At 64.6% G+C, this 15,830-nt stretch carries 17 protein-coding genes; 3 read left to right on the top strand and 14 right to left on the bottom strand.

Annotation, left to right across the window (positions count from 1 at the left end; genetic code table 11):
- A complete protein-coding gene (locus L0963_RS10715; RefSeq protein ID WP_202988256.1) occupies positions 1 to 432 on the top strand; it encodes a hypothetical protein in 432 nt (143 codons plus the stop codon).
- Here L0963_RS10715 and L0963_RS10710 read toward each other — a convergent pair.
- The 5 genes from L0963_RS10710 to L0963_RS10690 form a co-directional block, all read right to left on the bottom strand.
- A complete protein-coding gene (locus tag L0963_RS10710) occupies positions 416 to 667 on the bottom strand; it encodes a hypothetical protein (RefSeq protein ID WP_234179438.1) in 252 nt (83 codons plus the stop codon). The two genes, L0963_RS10715 and L0963_RS10710, sit on opposite strands and share 17 nt — an antisense overlap.
- Before the next feature lie 24 nt (positions 668 to 691).
- The gene (locus tag L0963_RS10705) at positions 692 to 1,918 is read right to left on the bottom strand and encodes a low temperature requirement protein A (protein ID WP_062902022.1); all 1,227 of its coding nucleotides are present in this window, start codon (positions 1,916 to 1,918) and stop codon (positions 692 to 694) included.
- Positions 1,887 to 2,684 carry an AraC family transcriptional regulator gene (locus L0963_RS10700; protein WP_062902021.1) on the bottom strand — a complete coding sequence of 266 codons (798 nt, stop codon included), beginning with the start codon at positions 2,682 to 2,684 and terminating at the stop codon, positions 1,887 to 1,889. Before L0963_RS10700 ends, L0963_RS10705 begins: the two co-directional genes overlap by 32 nt.
- 193 nt (positions 2,685 to 2,877) lie before the next feature.
- Entirely contained in the window at positions 2,878 to 3,801 is a 924-nt protein-coding gene (locus L0963_RS10695; protein ID WP_062902020.1) for an alpha/beta fold hydrolase, read from the bottom strand.
- A gap of 17 nt (positions 3,802 to 3,818) precedes the next feature.
- The gene (locus L0963_RS10690) at positions 3,819 to 4,046 is read right to left on the bottom strand and encodes a hypothetical protein (protein ID WP_202988254.1); all 228 of its coding nucleotides are present in this window, start codon (positions 4,044 to 4,046) and stop codon (positions 3,819 to 3,821) included.
- A 28-nt stretch (positions 4,047 to 4,074) separates the two neighbouring features.
- Here L0963_RS10690 and murA point away from each other — a divergent pair, with 28 nt between their 5' ends.
- Positions 4,075 to 5,358: a UDP-N-acetylglucosamine 1-carboxyvinyltransferase gene (gene murA, locus L0963_RS10685; RefSeq protein ID WP_234179436.1), complete on the top strand. Its 1,284-nt coding sequence runs from the start codon at positions 4,075 to 4,077 to the stop codon at positions 5,356 to 5,358.
- On the opposite strand, the gene L0963_RS10680 is transcribed toward murA, so the two are convergent.
- From L0963_RS10680 to L0963_RS10640, 9 genes are all read right to left on the bottom strand, one after another.
- Complete coding sequence (locus L0963_RS10680; RefSeq protein WP_062902019.1) at positions 5,355 to 6,311, bottom strand: DMT family transporter; 957 nt, start codon at positions 6,309 to 6,311, stop codon at positions 5,355 to 5,357. The two genes, murA and L0963_RS10680, sit on opposite strands and share 4 nt — an antisense overlap.
- A complete protein-coding gene (locus L0963_RS10675) occupies positions 6,308 to 7,309 on the bottom strand; it encodes a threonine aldolase family protein (RefSeq protein ID WP_062903144.1) in 1,002 nt (333 codons plus the stop codon). Before L0963_RS10675 ends, L0963_RS10680 begins: the two co-directional genes overlap by 4 nt.
- A 112-nt stretch (positions 7,310 to 7,421) precedes the next feature.
- Positions 7,422 to 7,604, bottom strand: a complete 183-nt coding sequence (locus L0963_RS10670; RefSeq protein WP_062902018.1) for a hypothetical protein — start codon at positions 7,602 to 7,604, stop codon at positions 7,422 to 7,424.
- Positions 7,605 to 7,706: 102 nt separating this feature from the next.
- Positions 7,707 to 8,357, bottom strand: coding sequence for a DUF1345 domain-containing protein (locus tag L0963_RS10665; protein WP_062902017.1), 651 nt, complete (start codon positions 8,355 to 8,357; stop codon positions 7,707 to 7,709).
- Positions 8,354 to 9,571, bottom strand: coding sequence for an argininosuccinate synthase (locus L0963_RS10660; protein ID WP_062765536.1), 1,218 nt, complete (start codon positions 9,569 to 9,571; stop codon positions 8,354 to 8,356). The genes L0963_RS10665 and L0963_RS10660 overlap by 4 nt, the downstream gene beginning before the upstream one ends.
- A 632-nt stretch (positions 9,572 to 10,203) precedes the next feature.
- The gene (locus tag L0963_RS10655; RefSeq protein WP_234179435.1) at positions 10,204 to 11,439 is read right to left on the bottom strand and encodes an SAM-dependent methyltransferase; all 1,236 of its coding nucleotides are present in this window, start codon (positions 11,437 to 11,439) and stop codon (positions 10,204 to 10,206) included.
- Positions 11,440 to 11,482: 43 nt separating this feature from the next.
- Positions 11,483 to 12,253: a molybdopterin-dependent oxidoreductase gene (locus L0963_RS10650; RefSeq protein ID WP_234179433.1), complete on the bottom strand. Its 771-nt coding sequence runs from the start codon at positions 12,251 to 12,253 to the stop codon at positions 11,483 to 11,485.
- Positions 12,250 to 13,107, bottom strand: coding sequence for a cytochrome b/b6 domain-containing protein (locus tag L0963_RS10645; protein ID WP_062902014.1), 858 nt, complete (start codon positions 13,105 to 13,107; stop codon positions 12,250 to 12,252). Before L0963_RS10645 ends, L0963_RS10650 begins: the two co-directional genes overlap by 4 nt.
- Before the next feature lie 47 nt (positions 13,108 to 13,154).
- The gene (locus L0963_RS10640) at positions 13,155 to 14,858 is read right to left on the bottom strand and encodes a class I adenylate-forming enzyme family protein (protein WP_234179431.1); all 1,704 of its coding nucleotides are present in this window, start codon (positions 14,856 to 14,858) and stop codon (positions 13,155 to 13,157) included.
- Positions 14,859 to 14,935: 77 nt separating this feature from the next.
- Here L0963_RS10640 and lgt point away from each other — a divergent pair, with 77 nt between their 5' ends.
- Complete coding sequence (gene lgt, locus L0963_RS10635) at positions 14,936 to 15,817, top strand: prolipoprotein diacylglyceryl transferase (protein WP_062902012.1); 882 nt, start codon at positions 14,936 to 14,938, stop codon at positions 15,815 to 15,817.
- Positions 15,818 to 15,830: the final 13 nt, after the last annotated feature.

The following is a 15,830-nucleotide window of genomic DNA, read 5'->3' as shown; positions in this document are numbered from 1 at the left end:
GTGAGTAACACCAACCCACCCGAAACGGCAACGGGCGAACCTGCCGCGGCGCCGACACCGACCGGCGAGCGCCCCGACGTGCCGCGCCGCCTGCACGGCCGCAAGCGCCGGGCGAGCCGTTGGGGCGGCTGCCTGCCGTGGGCTGCGGGGTTCGGCGCCCTGTTGCTGATCTTCCTGATCTGGCAATTTCCGTCGTTCAAGGCGCAGGCCGAACTCGGCTCGGCCTATGCCGCGCGCGTCGGTTGTTCGTGCCGCTATGTCCAGGGACGCAGCCTCGACAGTTGCCAGACGGACTTCGAACCCGGCATGGAACTGGTGTCGCTCAGCGACGATCCGGCGACGAAGACGGTGACGGGCAGCGTGCCGCTGCTCGCATCACGCAGCGCGCGCTATGCCGGCGCCAATGGCTGCCTGATCAATCCCGCACCCTGAACCGCTTCGTGATCAGCGCGAAAGCCGCGGGGACGCCGAAGACGAGCAGCCACACCGTCGCCTCCTCGTCCCAGCCATAGCCGGCGGAAAGCACGCCGAAGAGCAGATTGGCGACCGATACGACCAACCACAGGACCAGAAAAAGCCGGGTCGCGCGGGCGGCATCGCGAATGGACAGGCGTAGCAGGACCAGCAGGGCCAGCGCGGCGATGAGCATGATCATGGTGTGCGACATGGATTCCTCCCCTGAAACATCCGGCTAGGCATCGGGATCGGCGCCGAACAAGCGGCCGAGCCCGGGCGCCCAGCGCTGCCAGCCGCCGTTGAGCGATCCCCATTCCCAGATCGCGGTGAACAACAGCGCGCCGAAAATTCCCATGCCGAGCGTCAGCGGCTGCCAATGGCCGAACCAGGCCGCGGCGCCGATCGCGAGCAGCAGCGCGCAGCCGAGCATATGCGAAAAGGGCGGCAGCGGCCGATCGTTCGTCGCGCGCTTGAACCCCATATTGCCGACGAGGAAGAGCAGCGCGCCGCCGACGGCAACGGCGAGATAGGCCGGCTCGATATGCCCCTTGGGGTGGGCGAGCAGCATTTCGTCGGCGACCGCCGAGACGACGAGCCCCGCGACGATCGGGATATGCCAATAGGTATAGGCGTTGCGCGCGAGAAGGCCGGCGTCGCCGCTCACCTCGATCAGCTTGCTCCCGCGCACCGCGCCGGTGTCGAAATAGAGCCACCACAGCGCCGCGCTGCCCAGGAAGCAGGTCACGAAAGCCGTCCAGTGGAGCGCGTCCTGTGGCAACGTCGCAAAGGTCGCGCCGGTGACGAGCACCCCCTCACCCAGCGCAATGATGATGAACAGCGCGCAGCGTTCGGCCATATGCGCCCCGGCGATGTCCCAGTCAGCCGCGTTCGACCGGCCCAGCCCTGGCGTCGCAAAAAAGGCGAAGGGACCGGCATATTCGATGGCGAGCGCCGCCGCCCAGCACAGCATCCGCACCTCGGCATCGGCGAAGCAGCCCGCGATCCACAGGGGCAGGGTGAGCAGCGACCAGAAGGCGATGCGCGCGAAATTGCGTGCGCGCCCGTCGTGGATCCCCCAGCTTGCCCAGACGACATAAAGCGACCGCCCCAATTGCATCGAACAATAAGCGGCGGCGAACAGCCAGCCATTCTTGCCGAACGCGTAGGGAATGGCACTCGACAGCGCGAGCCCCGCGAGCATCAGCAGGATCAGCATCAGGCGGACATTGGCGCGGTCGGGGTTGAGCCAGTTCGCAACCCAGGTCGTGTAAATCCACACCCACCAGACCGCGAACAGCAGGATCAGCGCCTGCAACGCCCCCATCAGCGACAGATGCGCGAGCAGACCGTGCGAAAGCTGGGTTATCGCGAAGACGAAAACGAGGTCGAAGAACAGCTCGATATAGGTGACTGGCGCATGGCCGTGCGCGTCACGCGCCCGAAACAGATTGGTCCTCGCCATCGACGCTCGCCCTCCCCTTCATAAGTTTGCGCCACTGGCCGGGAGACATAGCAAGCCTGCGCCGAAACACAGAACAAAGATGCGCGTGACTCGAAAAGCCGGTTGCAAAGGCGATTTCGGCGACGCTCAGCGGCCGGTTGAGCAGAAACCAGCAGGCGCGGCGCAGCCGCTGATGCAGCACATATTGCGCCGGCGTGCGCCCCGTCGCGCGCGCGAACTGGACGATCAGATTATTGACCGACATGCCGGCTTCCTCGGCAAGTTCGTGCACCGACAGCTGGGTTTCGAGGCCCTTCTGGATATAACGCATCAGATCGTCGATGCGCCGCGCGATGCCCGGCTGTACCGGAAGCGTTGCCGTGGTTGCGAGCCGTTCGGCGATCGCGGCGATGAGCGCGTCGCCCGCCTGGGCATCGCCCGCCGCGAGCGCGCGGGCGAGCGCCGCCATCGCCGGATCGTCATGCCCCGCGATCGCCCGCGCATGGGGCGAAACGGCGAGCCGGTGGTGCGGAATTTCGACCTCGATGCTACGCACCGCGCCGCCCTGCGCCGTCGCACGATATTCGTGACCGAAGGGCGCCAGCCACATTTCGCCGGGGATCGGATCGCCAAGCGATGTTCGCCGTCCGTCGAGCCAGGTCTCGAGCCAGTGGTAGCTGCCCGCTTCGTAAAGGATCAGCATGTGACAATCGCCAGACACCGTCCAACTGCTCGGGCCGTCGATCCGGTCGACCTTGGCGATTGCCCTGACTTCTCCCGCGTTCATCCAGCGAATATGCCGAATGCGGGAGAATCTGAAAGCCTGCAATATAGGCCAAATCTATGGTTAAATCGCACCTTCAGTTTTTGGGTCGCAAACCAGTGGACGGACTGAAGGTGCACCCCAAAACCGACCCCTCCGGCGGGCGACTGTTATAGTCGTCCGCCGTTTTTCGGGCTCCGCTAAACGGCGACGCGGGTCAGTTTGCGGCGAGAAATTCGTCCATCGCGGCGTTGACCGCATCGGGCGCTTCCCAAGGCACAAAATGGCCGCAGCCCGGCACCTTCACGATGGAGATATCGGGCACCAGTTCTTCGATCCCGTCGAGATTGCACGGGGGCAGCGCGACATCGTCGAGCGCCCAGACGACCAGCGTCGGGATCGTCAGCTTCGGAAAAGGCATCGCGGGCGGCTCGGCATAGGGGTCGTCCATTGCGGGCACATTGGCGGGCGAACCGCGATACCAGTTGATCATTGCGCGGCAGGTGTCGCGATCCTCCCAATCCTTGAGCAGCCGGGCGATCTCGTCGGGCGGCTGGATCCCGCCGCTCGGCACCCTGCCCGCAAAGGCATGGGCAAGGATGCCCGCGATGCCATGCTCCTCGATAATCGCATCGCTGGCAGGATCGCGGAAGGTGCGGATATACTGGCTCGCGGCGCGCTGCTCGGCATTGGTCAGCAGCAGGCGCTGAAAGATCGCAGGGTGCGGCGCATTGGCGATGACCGCCCGCGTGACGCGGCCCGACCATTCGGGATGCAGCCCTCCTGGCTGACCGCCGAGCGCCACGCCCCACGCGATCGCCCCACCCCAATCATGCCCGACGACCGTAAAATCGCCGACGTCCAGCGCGTCGGCGAGCGCAAAGATATCGGCGATCAGCTTGTCGGGGGTGTAGGAGGCGGCGTCCTGCGGCTTCGACGACCCGCGATAGCCGCGCTGATCGGGCGCGATGCAGCGGAAATGCTGCGCGAAATGCGGCAGCTGAAAGCGCCAGGTGCGGTGCGATTCGGGAAAGCCGTGGAGGAATATCAGCACCGGCGCATCGCGCGGCCCCATATCAACAACGTCGAGTTCGACCCCCGTCGCCAGCCTGACCCGCACCTGATCGAAATCGCCGCTCATGCATCGCTCCTCTGGTTTCATTTCAAAACCGTCTGGCCGAGCGCGGCGCCGCTGGCAAGCTGCAACAAATGGCGGGTCGGTGGCGACTGCGGCGGCGTTTGGCGGATTGGCGGCATTGGGTTGGAGAGCGGACGTTGCGGCAAATCGCCTTGCGTTCGCCGGCGCAAGCCGGGGTGCAAGTCCGGGATGACGATGCCGTAAATATCGTACTTCGGTCGCAACCCGACCACCGCATCCGCTTGCACGCACCCACGCATCCGCTAAAGACGCCCGATGGATCAGATCGTCATTCGCGGCGGCCAGCGACTCAAGGGCCGTATCCCCATCTCGGGCGCCAAGAACGCCGCGCTCACCCTTCTACCCTGTGCGCTGCTGACCGACGAGCCGCTGACCCTGCGCAACCTGCCGCGGCTCGCCGACGTCGATGGCTTCGGGCATCTGCTCAACCAGCTCGGCTGTTCGACGACGATCGAAGGATCGCGGCCCGAGGATTTCGGCCGCGTGATGACCGCGCGCGGGACGACGCTGACCTCGACCGTCGCACCCTATGACATCGTCCGCAAGATGCGCGCGTCGATCCTCGTGCTCGGCCCGCTGCTCGCGCGCGCGGGCGAAGCCACCGTGTCGCTGCCGGGCGGCTGCGCCATCGGCAATCGCCCGATCGACCTGCATCTGAAGGCGCTGGAAGCGTTCGGCGCCGAGATCGAGCTCGCGTCGGGCTATGTGAAGGCCGTCGCCCCCGGCGGGCGCCTTGCCGGCGGCAAGTTCACCTTCCCCGTCGTCTCGGTCGGCGCGACCGAAAATGCGGTGATGGCGGCAGTTCTCGCCAAGGGCACCTGCGTTCTCGAAAACGCCGCGCGCGAGCCCGAGATCGTCGATCTGTGCAACTGCCTGGTCGCGATGGGCGCGCATATCGACGGCATCGGGACCGAAACGCTGACGATCGAAGGCGTCGACCGCCTGCATGGCGCGACCTATCGCGTGATGGCCGACCGCATCGAGGCGGGCAGCTACGCCTGCGCCGCGGTGATCACCCAGGGCGATGTCGAACTGGTCGGTGCCAAGGCCGACGAGATGGAAGCGACGCTCGCCGCGCTGCGCGAAGCCGGTGCGACGGTCGAGACGACCAAGGCCGGGATCCGCGTCGCTATGGACGGCCGCGCCGAGCCCGTCACGCTATCGACCGCGCCCTACCCCGGCTTTGCCACCGACATGCAGGCGCAGTTCATGGCGATGGCGACGCTCGGTACGGGCGCCTCGCTGTTCACCGAGACGATCTTTGAAAACCGCTACATGCACGTCCCCGAACTCGCGCGCATGGGCTGCGACATCCAGGTCAAGGGCCGCACCGCGATCGTCCGCGGCGTCGATCATCTGGTCGGCGCGCCGGTGATGGCGACCGACCTGCGCGCATCGATGAGCCTGATCATCGCGGGGCTGGCGGCGCAGGGCCAGACCGAGGTCAACCGCGTCTATCACCTCGACCGCGGCTATGAGCGGCTGGAGGAAAAGCTGCAGGCGGTCGGCGCCGATATCGAACGGATCAGCGCGGGCTAGTCGCTCTCGACCGGCATCGACACCATATTGCCGCTGACGGAGGGTTTGGCAGGCCGTTTCGCGACCGCAATCACCAGTCCGACAAGCGCGACCGCGCCGCCCGCGATCGACAGCGGCGCCCAGTGATACCCCTCGAGCGCGGTCGAAAAGCCCATCGCGATGATCGGTATGAGCACGCTCGACCACGCCGCCTGGCCCGGCCCCACCGCGCGGATGACGCCGAAATAGAGCGGAAAGGTCACTGCGCTCGCAATGACGCCGAGATAGAAGACGCCGCCGATATAGGCCGGCGTCGCCTCGATCTGCGGCTGACCGGTGGTGATCCACGCAAAGGCGCCGTCGGCAAGCGCGCCGAACAGCATGGCCCACGCGATCATCACGATCATCGACTGCGCGCGCGCGAAATGCGTCCCCTGCATCACATTGGAAATCGAGGCGCTGAGCACCCCCGACAGGGTGAGCGCGGTTCCGATCAGCACGGCGTGCGCGTCGAGCGCGGCGGCGCGATATTCGTGCAGGATCATCATCGCCACCCCGACGATCGCAATCCCCGCCCCCGCCAGAAAGCGCCCCTCGACCGGCGTGCGGAGGAACAGGCGGCCAAGCAACGTGTTGGGAACGATCAGCAACGCGAACAGCACCGCCACCAGCCCCGACGTGATATGCTGTTCGGCGCGGTAGACGAAATTGAAGTTGAAGGCGAATTGCGCGACGCCGAGCATGGCGGCAAATGCCAGCGCGCGCGGACCCGGCATCAATTGCTCACGGCGGACGACGGCAAAGGCGAACATTGCCGCCGCCGCAACCGCAAAACGATAGGTGACCGACCAGCTCGGCGGTACGATGCCAAGCTGTCCCTTGATGACGATCCAGGTCGACCCCCAGATCAGCGTTACCAGCGCAAAGGGAAGCAGGACGCGCGGGCTGAGCAGCGACGCCGACGGTGCGGTCATAGCGCCGCGATCGCGGCGGCGAGCGGCGCCACTGCGGCGGCATCCTGGTCCCAACTCGTGACAAGACGAGCGGCGCCCTCGCCCCAATCGTAAAAGTCGAAGCCCCGGGCGCGCAGGTCGGCGGCTTCCTCGGCGCTCAGCCGCACGAAGAGTTCGTTCGCCTCGACGGGGTGCATCAGCCGGTCGCCGCACGCCTGCGCGAGCGCCTGCGCGCCGGCGTTGGCGGCGCGCGCATTGGCGAGCCACAGATCGTCCTTCAGCATCGCGCGAATCTGCGCTGCGACGAAGCGTCCCTTGCTGAGCAGATGTCCGCCGCGCTTCTTGAGCTCGCGCACCCCCGCCCCGCCGCTGCCACCAAAGAAAACCAGTGCCTCGGCCATCATCGCACCATTTTTGGTGAAACCGAACGACAGCGCATCGACTCCCGCGCGCCACGTCACATCGGCGGGCGAACAGCCGGCGAAGGCGACTGCATTGGCAAAACGCGCGCCATCCATATGCAGCTTCATGCCATTGGCGCGCGCTATTTCACTGATTTCGCGCACTTCGTCCGGCCGCCACGCCAGGCCATATTCGGTGGCGTTGGTGATGCTGATCGCGGCGGGCTGCACCTGATGCACATCCCTGCGGATACCGGCGATCCGCGCCTTCAGCGCATCGGCGTCGATCTTCGCGCCCGCGCCCGGCAGCGTCATCAGCTTGGCGCCGCCCGAATAGAAGGTCGGCGCGCCGCATTCGTCGACTTCGATATGCGCCTCTTCATAGCAGAGGATGCCCTGCCACGGCCGCACGAAATGGGCGAGGATGATGCTGTTCGCCGCGGTGCCGGTCGCGATCCACACCACCTCGCAAGAGGTTTCGAACAGGTCTGAAAAGGCCGCGTCGAGCGACCGGCTGATCGCGTCGCCGTCATAGGCGGTGTCGACATGATTGGCGGCGACGAGCGCCTCCATTACGGCGGGATGGACGGCGGCGGCATTGTCCGAAAAAAAGCGCATGGCGGTCATGACGTCGCCCTTAGCGCAGGATGTGACGTCATGCTAAGCCGTTATTTGTGAAATTCAGTGCCATTCGTTCGCGAAATCGAGACAATATACTTTCCAAAGGAAGTTAATGGCGACGGCGATAGATTTTCCGGCCCAGCGAGCGCGACCAGCGCACGTAATAAGCGCCGGGCAGTAGCAGGCGCGTGGCGATGCCATGCGTCGTTACGATCAGGGCAAAGCGTGGCAGCCAGACAAGGCAGGGCATCCATTCGTGACGGGCGGAATCATGGGCGGGCGGCGCATCCATATGCTGTTCTCCGAGTCCGCCCCATGCCGCAAATTAGCATAGGCGACCGGAAATGAAGACCGGAAACGGCATGTCGCGCGACCATCGGCCCGGCAATCCGGTTCAACCGCCGCTGAGACTGTTTATCGTGAAAGCGATGACGCCGATGTTGAAGACGAAAGCGGCAAAGCTCTGGACCAGCGCGATGCGGCGCCAATGCGGGCTGTGGATCTCCACATCGCTGGTCTGAAAGGTCATCCCCAGCGTGTAGGCGAAATAGGCGAAATCCCAATATCCGGGCTGGCGCTCGCCGGGAAATTCGATGCCGCCGCGATACTCGCCCTTGCGATCGGGCGCGTAGAACAGATGCGCATAGTGCAGCGCGAACACCATGTTGAAGAACAGCCAGGCGACGAGCAGCGTGCCGAGCACCAAAATCTTCTGCCAGAGCAGCGGCGCGTCGGCGCGGCCGTGGAGAATGAAGCCGACGCCGAACAGCACAAGCATCAGCACCGCGACGGTGATCGCGAGCGAGATGAGCTGATCGGGATCGTTGCGCTGGGCCTGTTCGCGGATCGCGCCATTGCCGTCGCGGAACAGCGGCACCAGCGTTGCGAAGAAGACCAGTGCTGCGGCGACGAAGCCGAGCAGCGCCGCCTCGGGCCAAGCGAAGCGCAGATGAAAGAGCAGTATGTCGGCGAGCAGGACGGTGAACAGCACAAAGCGCCACGGCACCCGGGCCTGCCGGATCGCCGTCTTGCCCGTCTGCGTCACCGATCGCGCTTCGCGAGCAACTTGAGACGCAGCGCGTTCAGCTTGATGAAGCCCGCCGCATCCTTCTGGTCATAAGCGCCGGCATCATCCTCGAACGTTACATGCGCTTCGCTGTAGAGGCTGTTCGGCGACTTGCGGCCGACGACGCTGGCATTGCCCTTGTAGAGCTTCAGGCGGACGGTGCCGCTCACCTTTTCCTGACTGTGGTCGATCGCGGCCTGCAGCATCTCGCGCTCGGGCGCGAACCAGAAGCCATTGTAGATGAGCTCGGCATATTTCGGCATCAGCTCGTCCTTTAGGTGCGCCGCGCCGCGATCGAGCGTGATGCTTTCGATCCCGCGATGCGCCCGGGCATAGATTTCGCCGCCCGGCGTTTCGTACATACCGCGCGACTTCATGCCGACGAAGCGGTTTTCGACGAGGTCGAGGCGGCCGATGCCATGCTTGCGGCCAAGGTCGTTGAGCGCCGCAAGCAGCGTCGCGGGCGACATCGCCTGACCGTTGAGCGCGACGCCATCGCCGCGTTCGAAATCGATCGTGATATATTCGGGCGCGTCGGGTGCATCCTCGGGATTCACGGTGCGCGAATAGACGTAATCGGGCGTTTCCTGCCACGGATCCTCGAGCACCTTGCCTTCCGAGGACGTGTGCAGCAGGTTCGCGTCGGTCGAGAAGGGGCTTTCGCCGCGCTTGTCCTTCGGCACCGGAATCTGGTTCTTTTCGGCGAAGTCGATCAGCGCGGTGCGGCTCGTCAGATCCCATTCGCGCCACGGCGCGATCACCTTGATGTCGGGGTTGAGCGCATAACAGGACAGTTCGAAGCGCACCTGGTCATTGCCCTTGCCCGTCGCGCCGTGCGCCACCGCGTCGGCGCCCGTTTCGCGCGCGATTTCGACCAGCCGCTTCGAAATCAACGGCCGCGCGATCGACGTGCCGAGCAGATAATCGCCTTCATAACGCGCATTGGCGCGCATCATCGGGAAAACGAAGTCGCGCACGAATTCCTCGCGCACATCGTCGATATAGATATGCTCGGGCTTGATCCCCATCAGCTCGGCCTTGGCCCGCGCCGGTTCGAGTTCCTCGCCCTGTCCCAGATCGGCGGTGAAGGTCACCACCTCGCACCCATAGGTGACCTGCAGCCATTTCAGGATGACGCTGGTGTCGAGTCCCCCTGAATAGGCAAGGACGACGCGCTTGATGGATTCGGACATGGCAGCACCTTCTGGCGGGAAATGACGCGGGCGCGGCTAGCAGGACTGCCGACGCGGCGCAACGGCCCGATCGGAAAAAGAGACGGAAAACTGCGAAACTTCACGCGCAAATCATAGTCGCGCAGCCGCTGGCGGCCTCAACGGCAGCCCAAACGCGACAAGAGAACCGAGGCGCAGGGTCAAACTATCTCCCTCTTCGCTTTAGGGGCGATCGGGTCGAAGCGGCGAAGCGGCGAAGCGGCGAAGCGGCGAAGCGATCAATATGGGTGGAAATAAACGGCATAAACAGGAGGCTAGCGCGACCCGGTTTTGTAGGACAGCGACTTTCTGGGATGAAATGGCGGCATCCGACCGGTTGCGGACTTATTTTCCTTCGTCATCCCGGACTTGATCAGGGATCCATTCACGCAGCGTCGGAATAATGGATCCCTGATCAAGTCCGGGATGACGACTGAGGTGGAGCCCAGCATCTATATGTGTTCCCCGGCGAAGGCCGGGGCCTAGGGCTTTACGGCACCGACGTCAGCGTTCGACGCCCTAGACCCCGGCTTTCGCCGGGGAACACGAAGCGGTGAGCGGCGAAGTCCCCTTCCACCCCGAAGCAGACCCCTGTCGCCCTTCCCATCGCGAGGCTAAAGATAATGCCCCTCGGCTTCAGCCATATAGTCGCGGGTCAGCGGCAGGGCGTGGCGGCTGCGGGCGAACTGGATCTGGTAATTGCCCATCCCGCCGCTTTCGAAGGCCGCGGTGGCGCCGGCCAGGTAGAAGGTCCACATGCGATAGAAGCGTTCGTCCATCATGGCGACGATCTCGCCCCGATGCGCCAGCGTGCGCGCATACCATTGGCGCAGCGTAAGCGCATAATGCAGCCGCAGCGTTTCGACGTCGGTGACGATCAGCCGGCTCTTTTCGCTCGCCGCGACCGTTTCGCTGAGCGCGGGGATATAGCCGCCGGGGAAGATATATTTGCGCGTGAAGGCGTCGGTCGCGCCGGGTTTACCGAAACGGCCGATGGTGTGGAGCAGCATCACGCCGTCGGCGGTCATCAGATTGGCGCAGGCGCGAAAGAAGGTTTCGAAATTGGCGGCGCCGACATGTTCGAACATGCCCACCGACACGATCCGGTCGAAACCCCCGACCTCGCGCTCGGCAAGGTCGCGATAGTCGATCAGTTCGAAGCGCACCCGGTCGGCCACACCCGCCGCCGTGGCGCGTTCGCGGGCGAGCGCGAGCTGTTCTTCGGACAGGGTGATCCCCAGCACCTCGACCCGTTCGAGCTGCGCGAGGGCGATCGCCATGCCGCCCCATCCGCAGCCGATGTCGAGCACGCGCTGCCCCGGCGCGAGCGCCAGCTTGGCCGCGATATGCGCCTTTTTCGCCGCCTGAGCCTCCTCCAGCGTCATGTCGGGGCGCGGCCAATAGGCGCAGCTATATTGCATGTCGCTGTCGAGGAAGAGGCGGTAGAGGTCGTTGCCGATGTCGTAATGATGCGCGACATTCGCGCGCGACGAGCGCCGGCGGTTGATCGAATTGAGCCGCGTCTTCATCCCCTCGATCCATTCGCCGAGCGCGGTCTTGTCCTTGAGCTTTGCGCCGCGGTCCCACGGCGTGTTCGCGCGCAGCAGGCCGATCAGCTCCATGATATCGCCCTGAACGATCTCCATCTCGCCGTCCATGAAGGCTTCGGCGGCGCCGAGCCGCGGATCGAGGATGATGCGGCGCATCCCCTTTCGCGTGGTAAAACGCACCGTCACTTCGGGATAGCCGGCGGCTGGCGCGCCGAAGCTTTCGCTGCTCCCGTCCGGCGACAGGACGGTCAGCTGGCCGTGACGGATGACGCGGGCCAGGAACGGGCGGAGAATGGACATGGGTGCGACCTTTTTTTGCGTCTTGCCTGCCCCCTGCGGCCCCCTAAATACCCGCATACCATTCATAATCAATGCGGTCTTCCCAGAAGCCGCCCTTCCCCGCCCCCACCTTTTCGAGGCTGGCGACCGCTTCGATGCCGGTCAGATATTTGGCATGCTTGTAACCGAGCTGCCGCTCGATCCGCAGCCGCAACGGCGCGCCGTTGGCGATCGGCAATACCGATCCGTTGAGCGCCCACGCAAGGATGGTTTGCGGATGAAGCGCATCGACCATGTCGCAGCTTTCATAATAAGCCGCGCCTCCGATCCGGTCGGCACAATGAAAGACGATATAGCGCGCCGCATCGCGCACCCCTGCCGCTGCCAACACTTGGCGCAGTTGCGGCCCCATCCATTCGGCGATCGCGCTCCAGCCCTCGACGCAGTCGTGGCGGGTGATCTGCCGACGTTGCGGCATCGCCCGCAAATCGGCGAGCGACAGCGACAAGGGCCGCGCGACCAGCCCCGATACGCGAACACGCCAGTCGGCAAAGCCGTTCGCGGCGTGCGCGGCATAGTCTGCCCCTTCGGGCAGGCGGGTGCCGTTGGCGCGAAAGACGGGCGACAGGTCGGCGCGGCCATATTCGGGGGCGAGGGCGTCGCGATCCGTCAGCGCCCGCTGGCTGGCGCGGTTCATCTCCTCGCCCATCGACAGGATCTTGCGCACTGCGGGCGCCTCGTTGACCCGATCGCACGCAGCGAGCAGCGGCAGCGCGGCCGCCATACCGCCCGCGCGGACGATCAGTTCGCGTCGCGGCAGGATCAGGCCGGTCATGCGTTTTCTCCCACGCGAGGCTTGTCGGCCGGCAGACGGAACCAGCCCGTAAGCATCGAGCGCAGTTCGTTGACCGGCCCGGCGAGCAGCACCATCGCGATATGGACGAGGAAGAAGGCGACGAGCGCCCAGGCCAGGATGAAATGGATCGAGCGCGCCGACTGGCGCCCGCCGAACAGGTCGAGCAGCCACGGCGCCGCGGCGTTCATCCCCGGCGACATCGTCAGCCCGGTTGCGATCATCAGCGGCAGCAGCACGAAGATCACGCCGATATAGCTGAGCTTTTGCAGGATATTGTACCGCGCCGCCGCTTCGCCCGTCGGAAAGCGCAGCCGGGCGTGATCCTTGATATCCTGCCAGATATGCCCCGGCGACCATTCGGGGCGCCGGACGTGCAGATCCTTGCGCAAATGCCCGCCGATCGCGGTCCACAGCATATAGAGCGTCAGGCTGATCGCCAGCACCCAGGCGAAGAAGAGGTGCCAGCGCCGCCCGTCGGCAAGGCTGTAGCTGGTGGGAATCGTCGCCCAGCCCGGAAAGGCCCAGGTCTTCGTCGCACCATTGGCGTCGGTCCAGCGGCCAAGCACACCCGTCGTGTCGATCTCGACCGCGGCAATGCGGAGGTAGCCGCGATTCGCCTTCGACCCGATCGACAGCCACGGCTGGTCGTAGTTCGCGCCATATTGCCCCCAATAGAGGCGCGGGTGCGCGTTGAAGATCATCAGCCCGCTCATCAGCATGACGAGCAGCGTCGCGGCGTTGATCCAGTGCCAAAGCCGCGTCGGCAGCCGATGGCGATAGACGCGCGGCGGCGGGGCGGCCGCGGGGGCGACGGGGGACTGGTCCTCTTCCATATCCCTCATTCGCTCCCGCTCCCTCTCCGGTTACGCCGTCGTTGCGATCATGCCGCGGGCTGAGCCGCAAATTCCTCGCGATATTTGTTGCGCAGGCTGACCTTGTCGATCTTTTCGCTGCCCAGCTTCGGCAGCGCATCGGTTGCCATCCAGATGCGATAGGGCACCTTGAACGCCGCCAGCCGCTCCTGCAGGAAGTCCGTCAGTTCGTTTGCATCGACGCTGCTCTCGGGTTTCAGCCACACGACCGCGCCGACTACTTCGCCCAGCCGCTCGTCGGGCAGGCCGAACACCGCGCATTCGTTGACGTCGGCATGTTCGTAGATCGCCGCCTCGACCTCCTGACAGCTGATATTCTCGCCGCCGCGGATGATGATGTCCTTCTTGCGATCGACGATGAACAGATAGCCGTCGGCATCAAGATAGCCGAGGTCGCCGGTGCGGAAATAGCCATTGTCGAAAAAGGCCGCCTTGGTCGCCGCCGGATTGTTCCAATAGCCTTCGAAATTGCAGATCGACCGGATGCATACTTCGCCGACCTGTCCCTGCGCGAGCGCCGCGCCATTGTCGTCGAGGATCGCAAGATCGACGAGCGGTTTCGACGCCGGGCCGGTCGAAAGCGGCTTTTCGACGTAATTTTCGTTGATGATGCCGCAGCCCACGGCGTTGGTTTCGGTAAGGCCATAGCCGAGCAGCGGCTTGCCCTCGCCCATTTCGGTCGCCAGGCGCTTCACATGTTCGGGCGGGCGCGGCGCCCCGCCGCCGGCGTAGCTCTTGCACGTCGACAGATCGTAATTCTTGCGGTTCGGATGGACGAGAATCTCGTAGCTCATCAGCGGCACGCCGACGAAATAATTGACCTGTTCGTCCTGGATCAGCCGCATCGCCTCTTCGGCATTCCACTTCGGCATCAGCACAAGCTTCCGGCCGAGCGCGAAGCTTTGCAGGAACACCGGGATTTCGGCGGTGACGTGGAACAGCGGGGTGCAGATCAGCGTCGCGGGCTGAATATCGGACATCTGCCCGTCTTCGGTCAGAAGATGGACGATGCTCGCGGTCTGGGTGACATAGTTGAAGATCGCCTGGACCACCGAACGGTGACGCGAATAGGCGCCCTTCGACTGACCCGTCGAACCGGAGGTAAAGAGAATCGTCGCCAGATCATCACCCGTCAGCGCGGGCAAGGCGGTGTCGGCGCTGCCGCTGACCGGCGCGATCGCTTCGGCGATCGGGCGCGTGATGTCGAGCGTCACGACCTTGGCACTGTGCGTCACGCCGGGTTCGGCCAGTCGCGCCGCGCGCTGCGGATCGGCGATCACCAGCTTCGCCTCCGCATCCTCGATTCCCGCGGCCAGCTCGCCGCCCTGCCACCAGCCGTTGAGCAGGGTCGCGCAGCCGCCCGCAAGCAGGATGCCGAGGTAGCTGACGCACCAGACATTGGCATTGCGCATCGCCAGCCCGACACGGTCGCCGCGCGCGACGCCGTGCGTTTCGATCAGTCCCGCCGCAACTTTCCGCGCGGCGGCATAGACCTGTTTGAAGCTCAGCCTTTCATCGCCTTCGACCAGAAAGGTGGCGTCGCCATGCTGCGCACAAAAAAACGCAACATAGTCGCCCAGATTCGTCGGCGCATTGGTGATGAAGGGCAGCGAACGCCCGTCCTTTTCGATGGATCCGACCTGGATCGGCCCGCCCGGGCCGGTGATCAGTTCATATGCGGCGTCCAGGCGCAGATCGAGCGCGGATGGCATCCTGTATCTCTCCTCTTGGTCTCGTGGCGCTTACCCCTTATGGGGAAGCCCTCTCCTGGGGAAGGTTCCGAGAATATATGTTTCTTTTTGCAACCCTAGCCGAAGCAACGCAATATGTGAACTTCCATGACCTGATGGGAGACAATAGCGCGATTGCCTTTTCGGTATTCGGGCTACCGATCCGTTGGTACGCCCTCGCCTATCTCGCGGGCATTTTCGTCGGCTATTGGTATCTTACCAAGCTGATCGACCAGCCGGGCTCGCCGATGGCGCCCCGTCACGCCGACGACATGATCTTCTATGCGATGCTGGGAATCATCCTGGGCGGACGCATCGGCTATGTCCTGTTCTACAATCTGGAATCCTACATTCGCGACCCCGCCGCGGTCTTTCGCCTCTGGGACGGCGGCATGTCGCTGCACGGCGGCGTGCTCGGCGTGCTGGTCGCGATCTGGTATGTGACGCGCAAGGAGAAGCTCAGCTTTCTGCGCTTTTGCGACTATGTTGCGTGCGTTGTGCCCTTCGGCCTCTTCTTCGGCCGCCTCGCCAATTTCGTGAACGGAGAGCTGTGGGGTCGCGCCACGACGGTGCCGTGGGCGATCATCTTTCCCGAAAGCGGGACGATGGACCCGCGACATCCCAGCCAGCTTTACGAAGCCGGGCTGGAAGGCATCGTCATGATGGCGGTGCTCGCCTGGTTCTTCTGGCGCACCGATGCGCGCTACAAGCCCGGATTCCTGTTCGGCATGGCCGCGATCCTCTATGGCGTCAGCCGTTTCGTCGTCGAATATTTCCGCGAGCCCGATGTCCAGCGCCAGTGGGTCGTCGATATGACCGGCCTGTCGATGGGCCAGTGGTTGACCGTGCCGATGCTGCTCGCCGGCATCTGGCTCGTTGCCACCGCCAAGGGCCGGCGCCAGCGCGTCGAACCCGTCGCGGGGTCCGACAGCATTGCCTGACGGACCGCCGACC

Origin of the sequence: Sphingopyxis sp. NFH-91 (assembly GCF_021401285.1) — a bacterium.
GTDB classification, from domain to species: Bacteria; Pseudomonadota; Alphaproteobacteria; order Sphingomonadales; family Sphingomonadaceae; genus Sphingopyxis; species Sphingopyxis terrae_A.
Note: the sequence above shows the minus strand (reverse complement) of the source record. Positions and strands in the feature narration are given on the sequence as shown.

What these genes read in the sequence shown, in the direction of transcription:
- murA (WP_234179436.1), top strand. Translation starts at nt 4,075, where the DNA reads ATGGATCAGATCGTCATTCGCGGCGGCCAGCGACTCAAGGGCCGTATC.
- L0963_RS10655 (WP_234179435.1), bottom strand. Translation starts at nt 11,439, where the DNA reads ATGTCCATTCTCCGCCCGTTCCTGGCCCGCGTCATCCGTCACGGCCAG.
- L0963_RS10645 (WP_062902014.1), bottom strand. Translation starts at nt 13,107, where the DNA reads ATGGAAGAGGACCAGTCCCCCGTCGCCCCCGCGGCCGCCCCGCCGCCG.
- L0963_RS10650 (WP_234179433.1), bottom strand. Translation starts at nt 12,253, where the DNA reads ATGACCGGCCTGATCCTGCCGCGACGCGAACTGATCGTCCGCGCGGGC.
- lgt (WP_062902012.1), top strand. Translation starts at nt 14,936, where the DNA reads ATGTTTCTTTTTGCAACCCTAGCCGAAGCAACGCAATATGTGAACTTC.
- L0963_RS10705 (WP_062902022.1), bottom strand. Translation starts at nt 1,918, where the DNA reads ATGGCGAGGACCAATCTGTTTCGGGCGCGTGACGCGCACGGCCATGCG.
- L0963_RS10680 (WP_062902019.1), bottom strand. Translation starts at nt 6,311, where the DNA reads ATGACCGCACCGTCGGCGTCGCTGCTCAGCCCGCGCGTCCTGCTTCCC.
- L0963_RS10695 (WP_062902020.1), bottom strand. Translation starts at nt 3,801, where the DNA reads ATGAGCGGCGATTTCGATCAGGTGCGGGTCAGGCTGGCGACGGGGGTC.
- L0963_RS10670 (WP_062902018.1), bottom strand. Translation starts at nt 7,604, where the DNA reads ATGGATGCGCCGCCCGCCCATGATTCCGCCCGTCACGAATGGATGCCC.
- L0963_RS10660 (WP_062765536.1), bottom strand. Translation starts at nt 9,571, where the DNA reads ATGTCCGAATCCATCAAGCGCGTCGTCCTTGCCTATTCAGGGGGACTC.
- L0963_RS10700 (WP_062902021.1), bottom strand. Translation starts at nt 2,684, where the DNA reads ATGAACGCGGGAGAAGTCAGGGCAATCGCCAAGGTCGACCGGATCGAC.
- L0963_RS10640 (WP_234179431.1), bottom strand. Translation starts at nt 14,858, where the DNA reads ATGCCATCCGCGCTCGATCTGCGCCTGGACGCCGCATATGAACTGATC.
- L0963_RS10710 (WP_234179438.1), bottom strand. Translation starts at nt 667, where the DNA reads ATGTCGCACACCATGATCATGCTCATCGCCGCGCTGGCCCTGCTGGTC.
- L0963_RS10675 (WP_062903144.1), bottom strand. Translation starts at nt 7,309, where the DNA reads ATGCGCTTTTTTTCGGACAATGCCGCCGCCGTCCATCCCGCCGTAATG.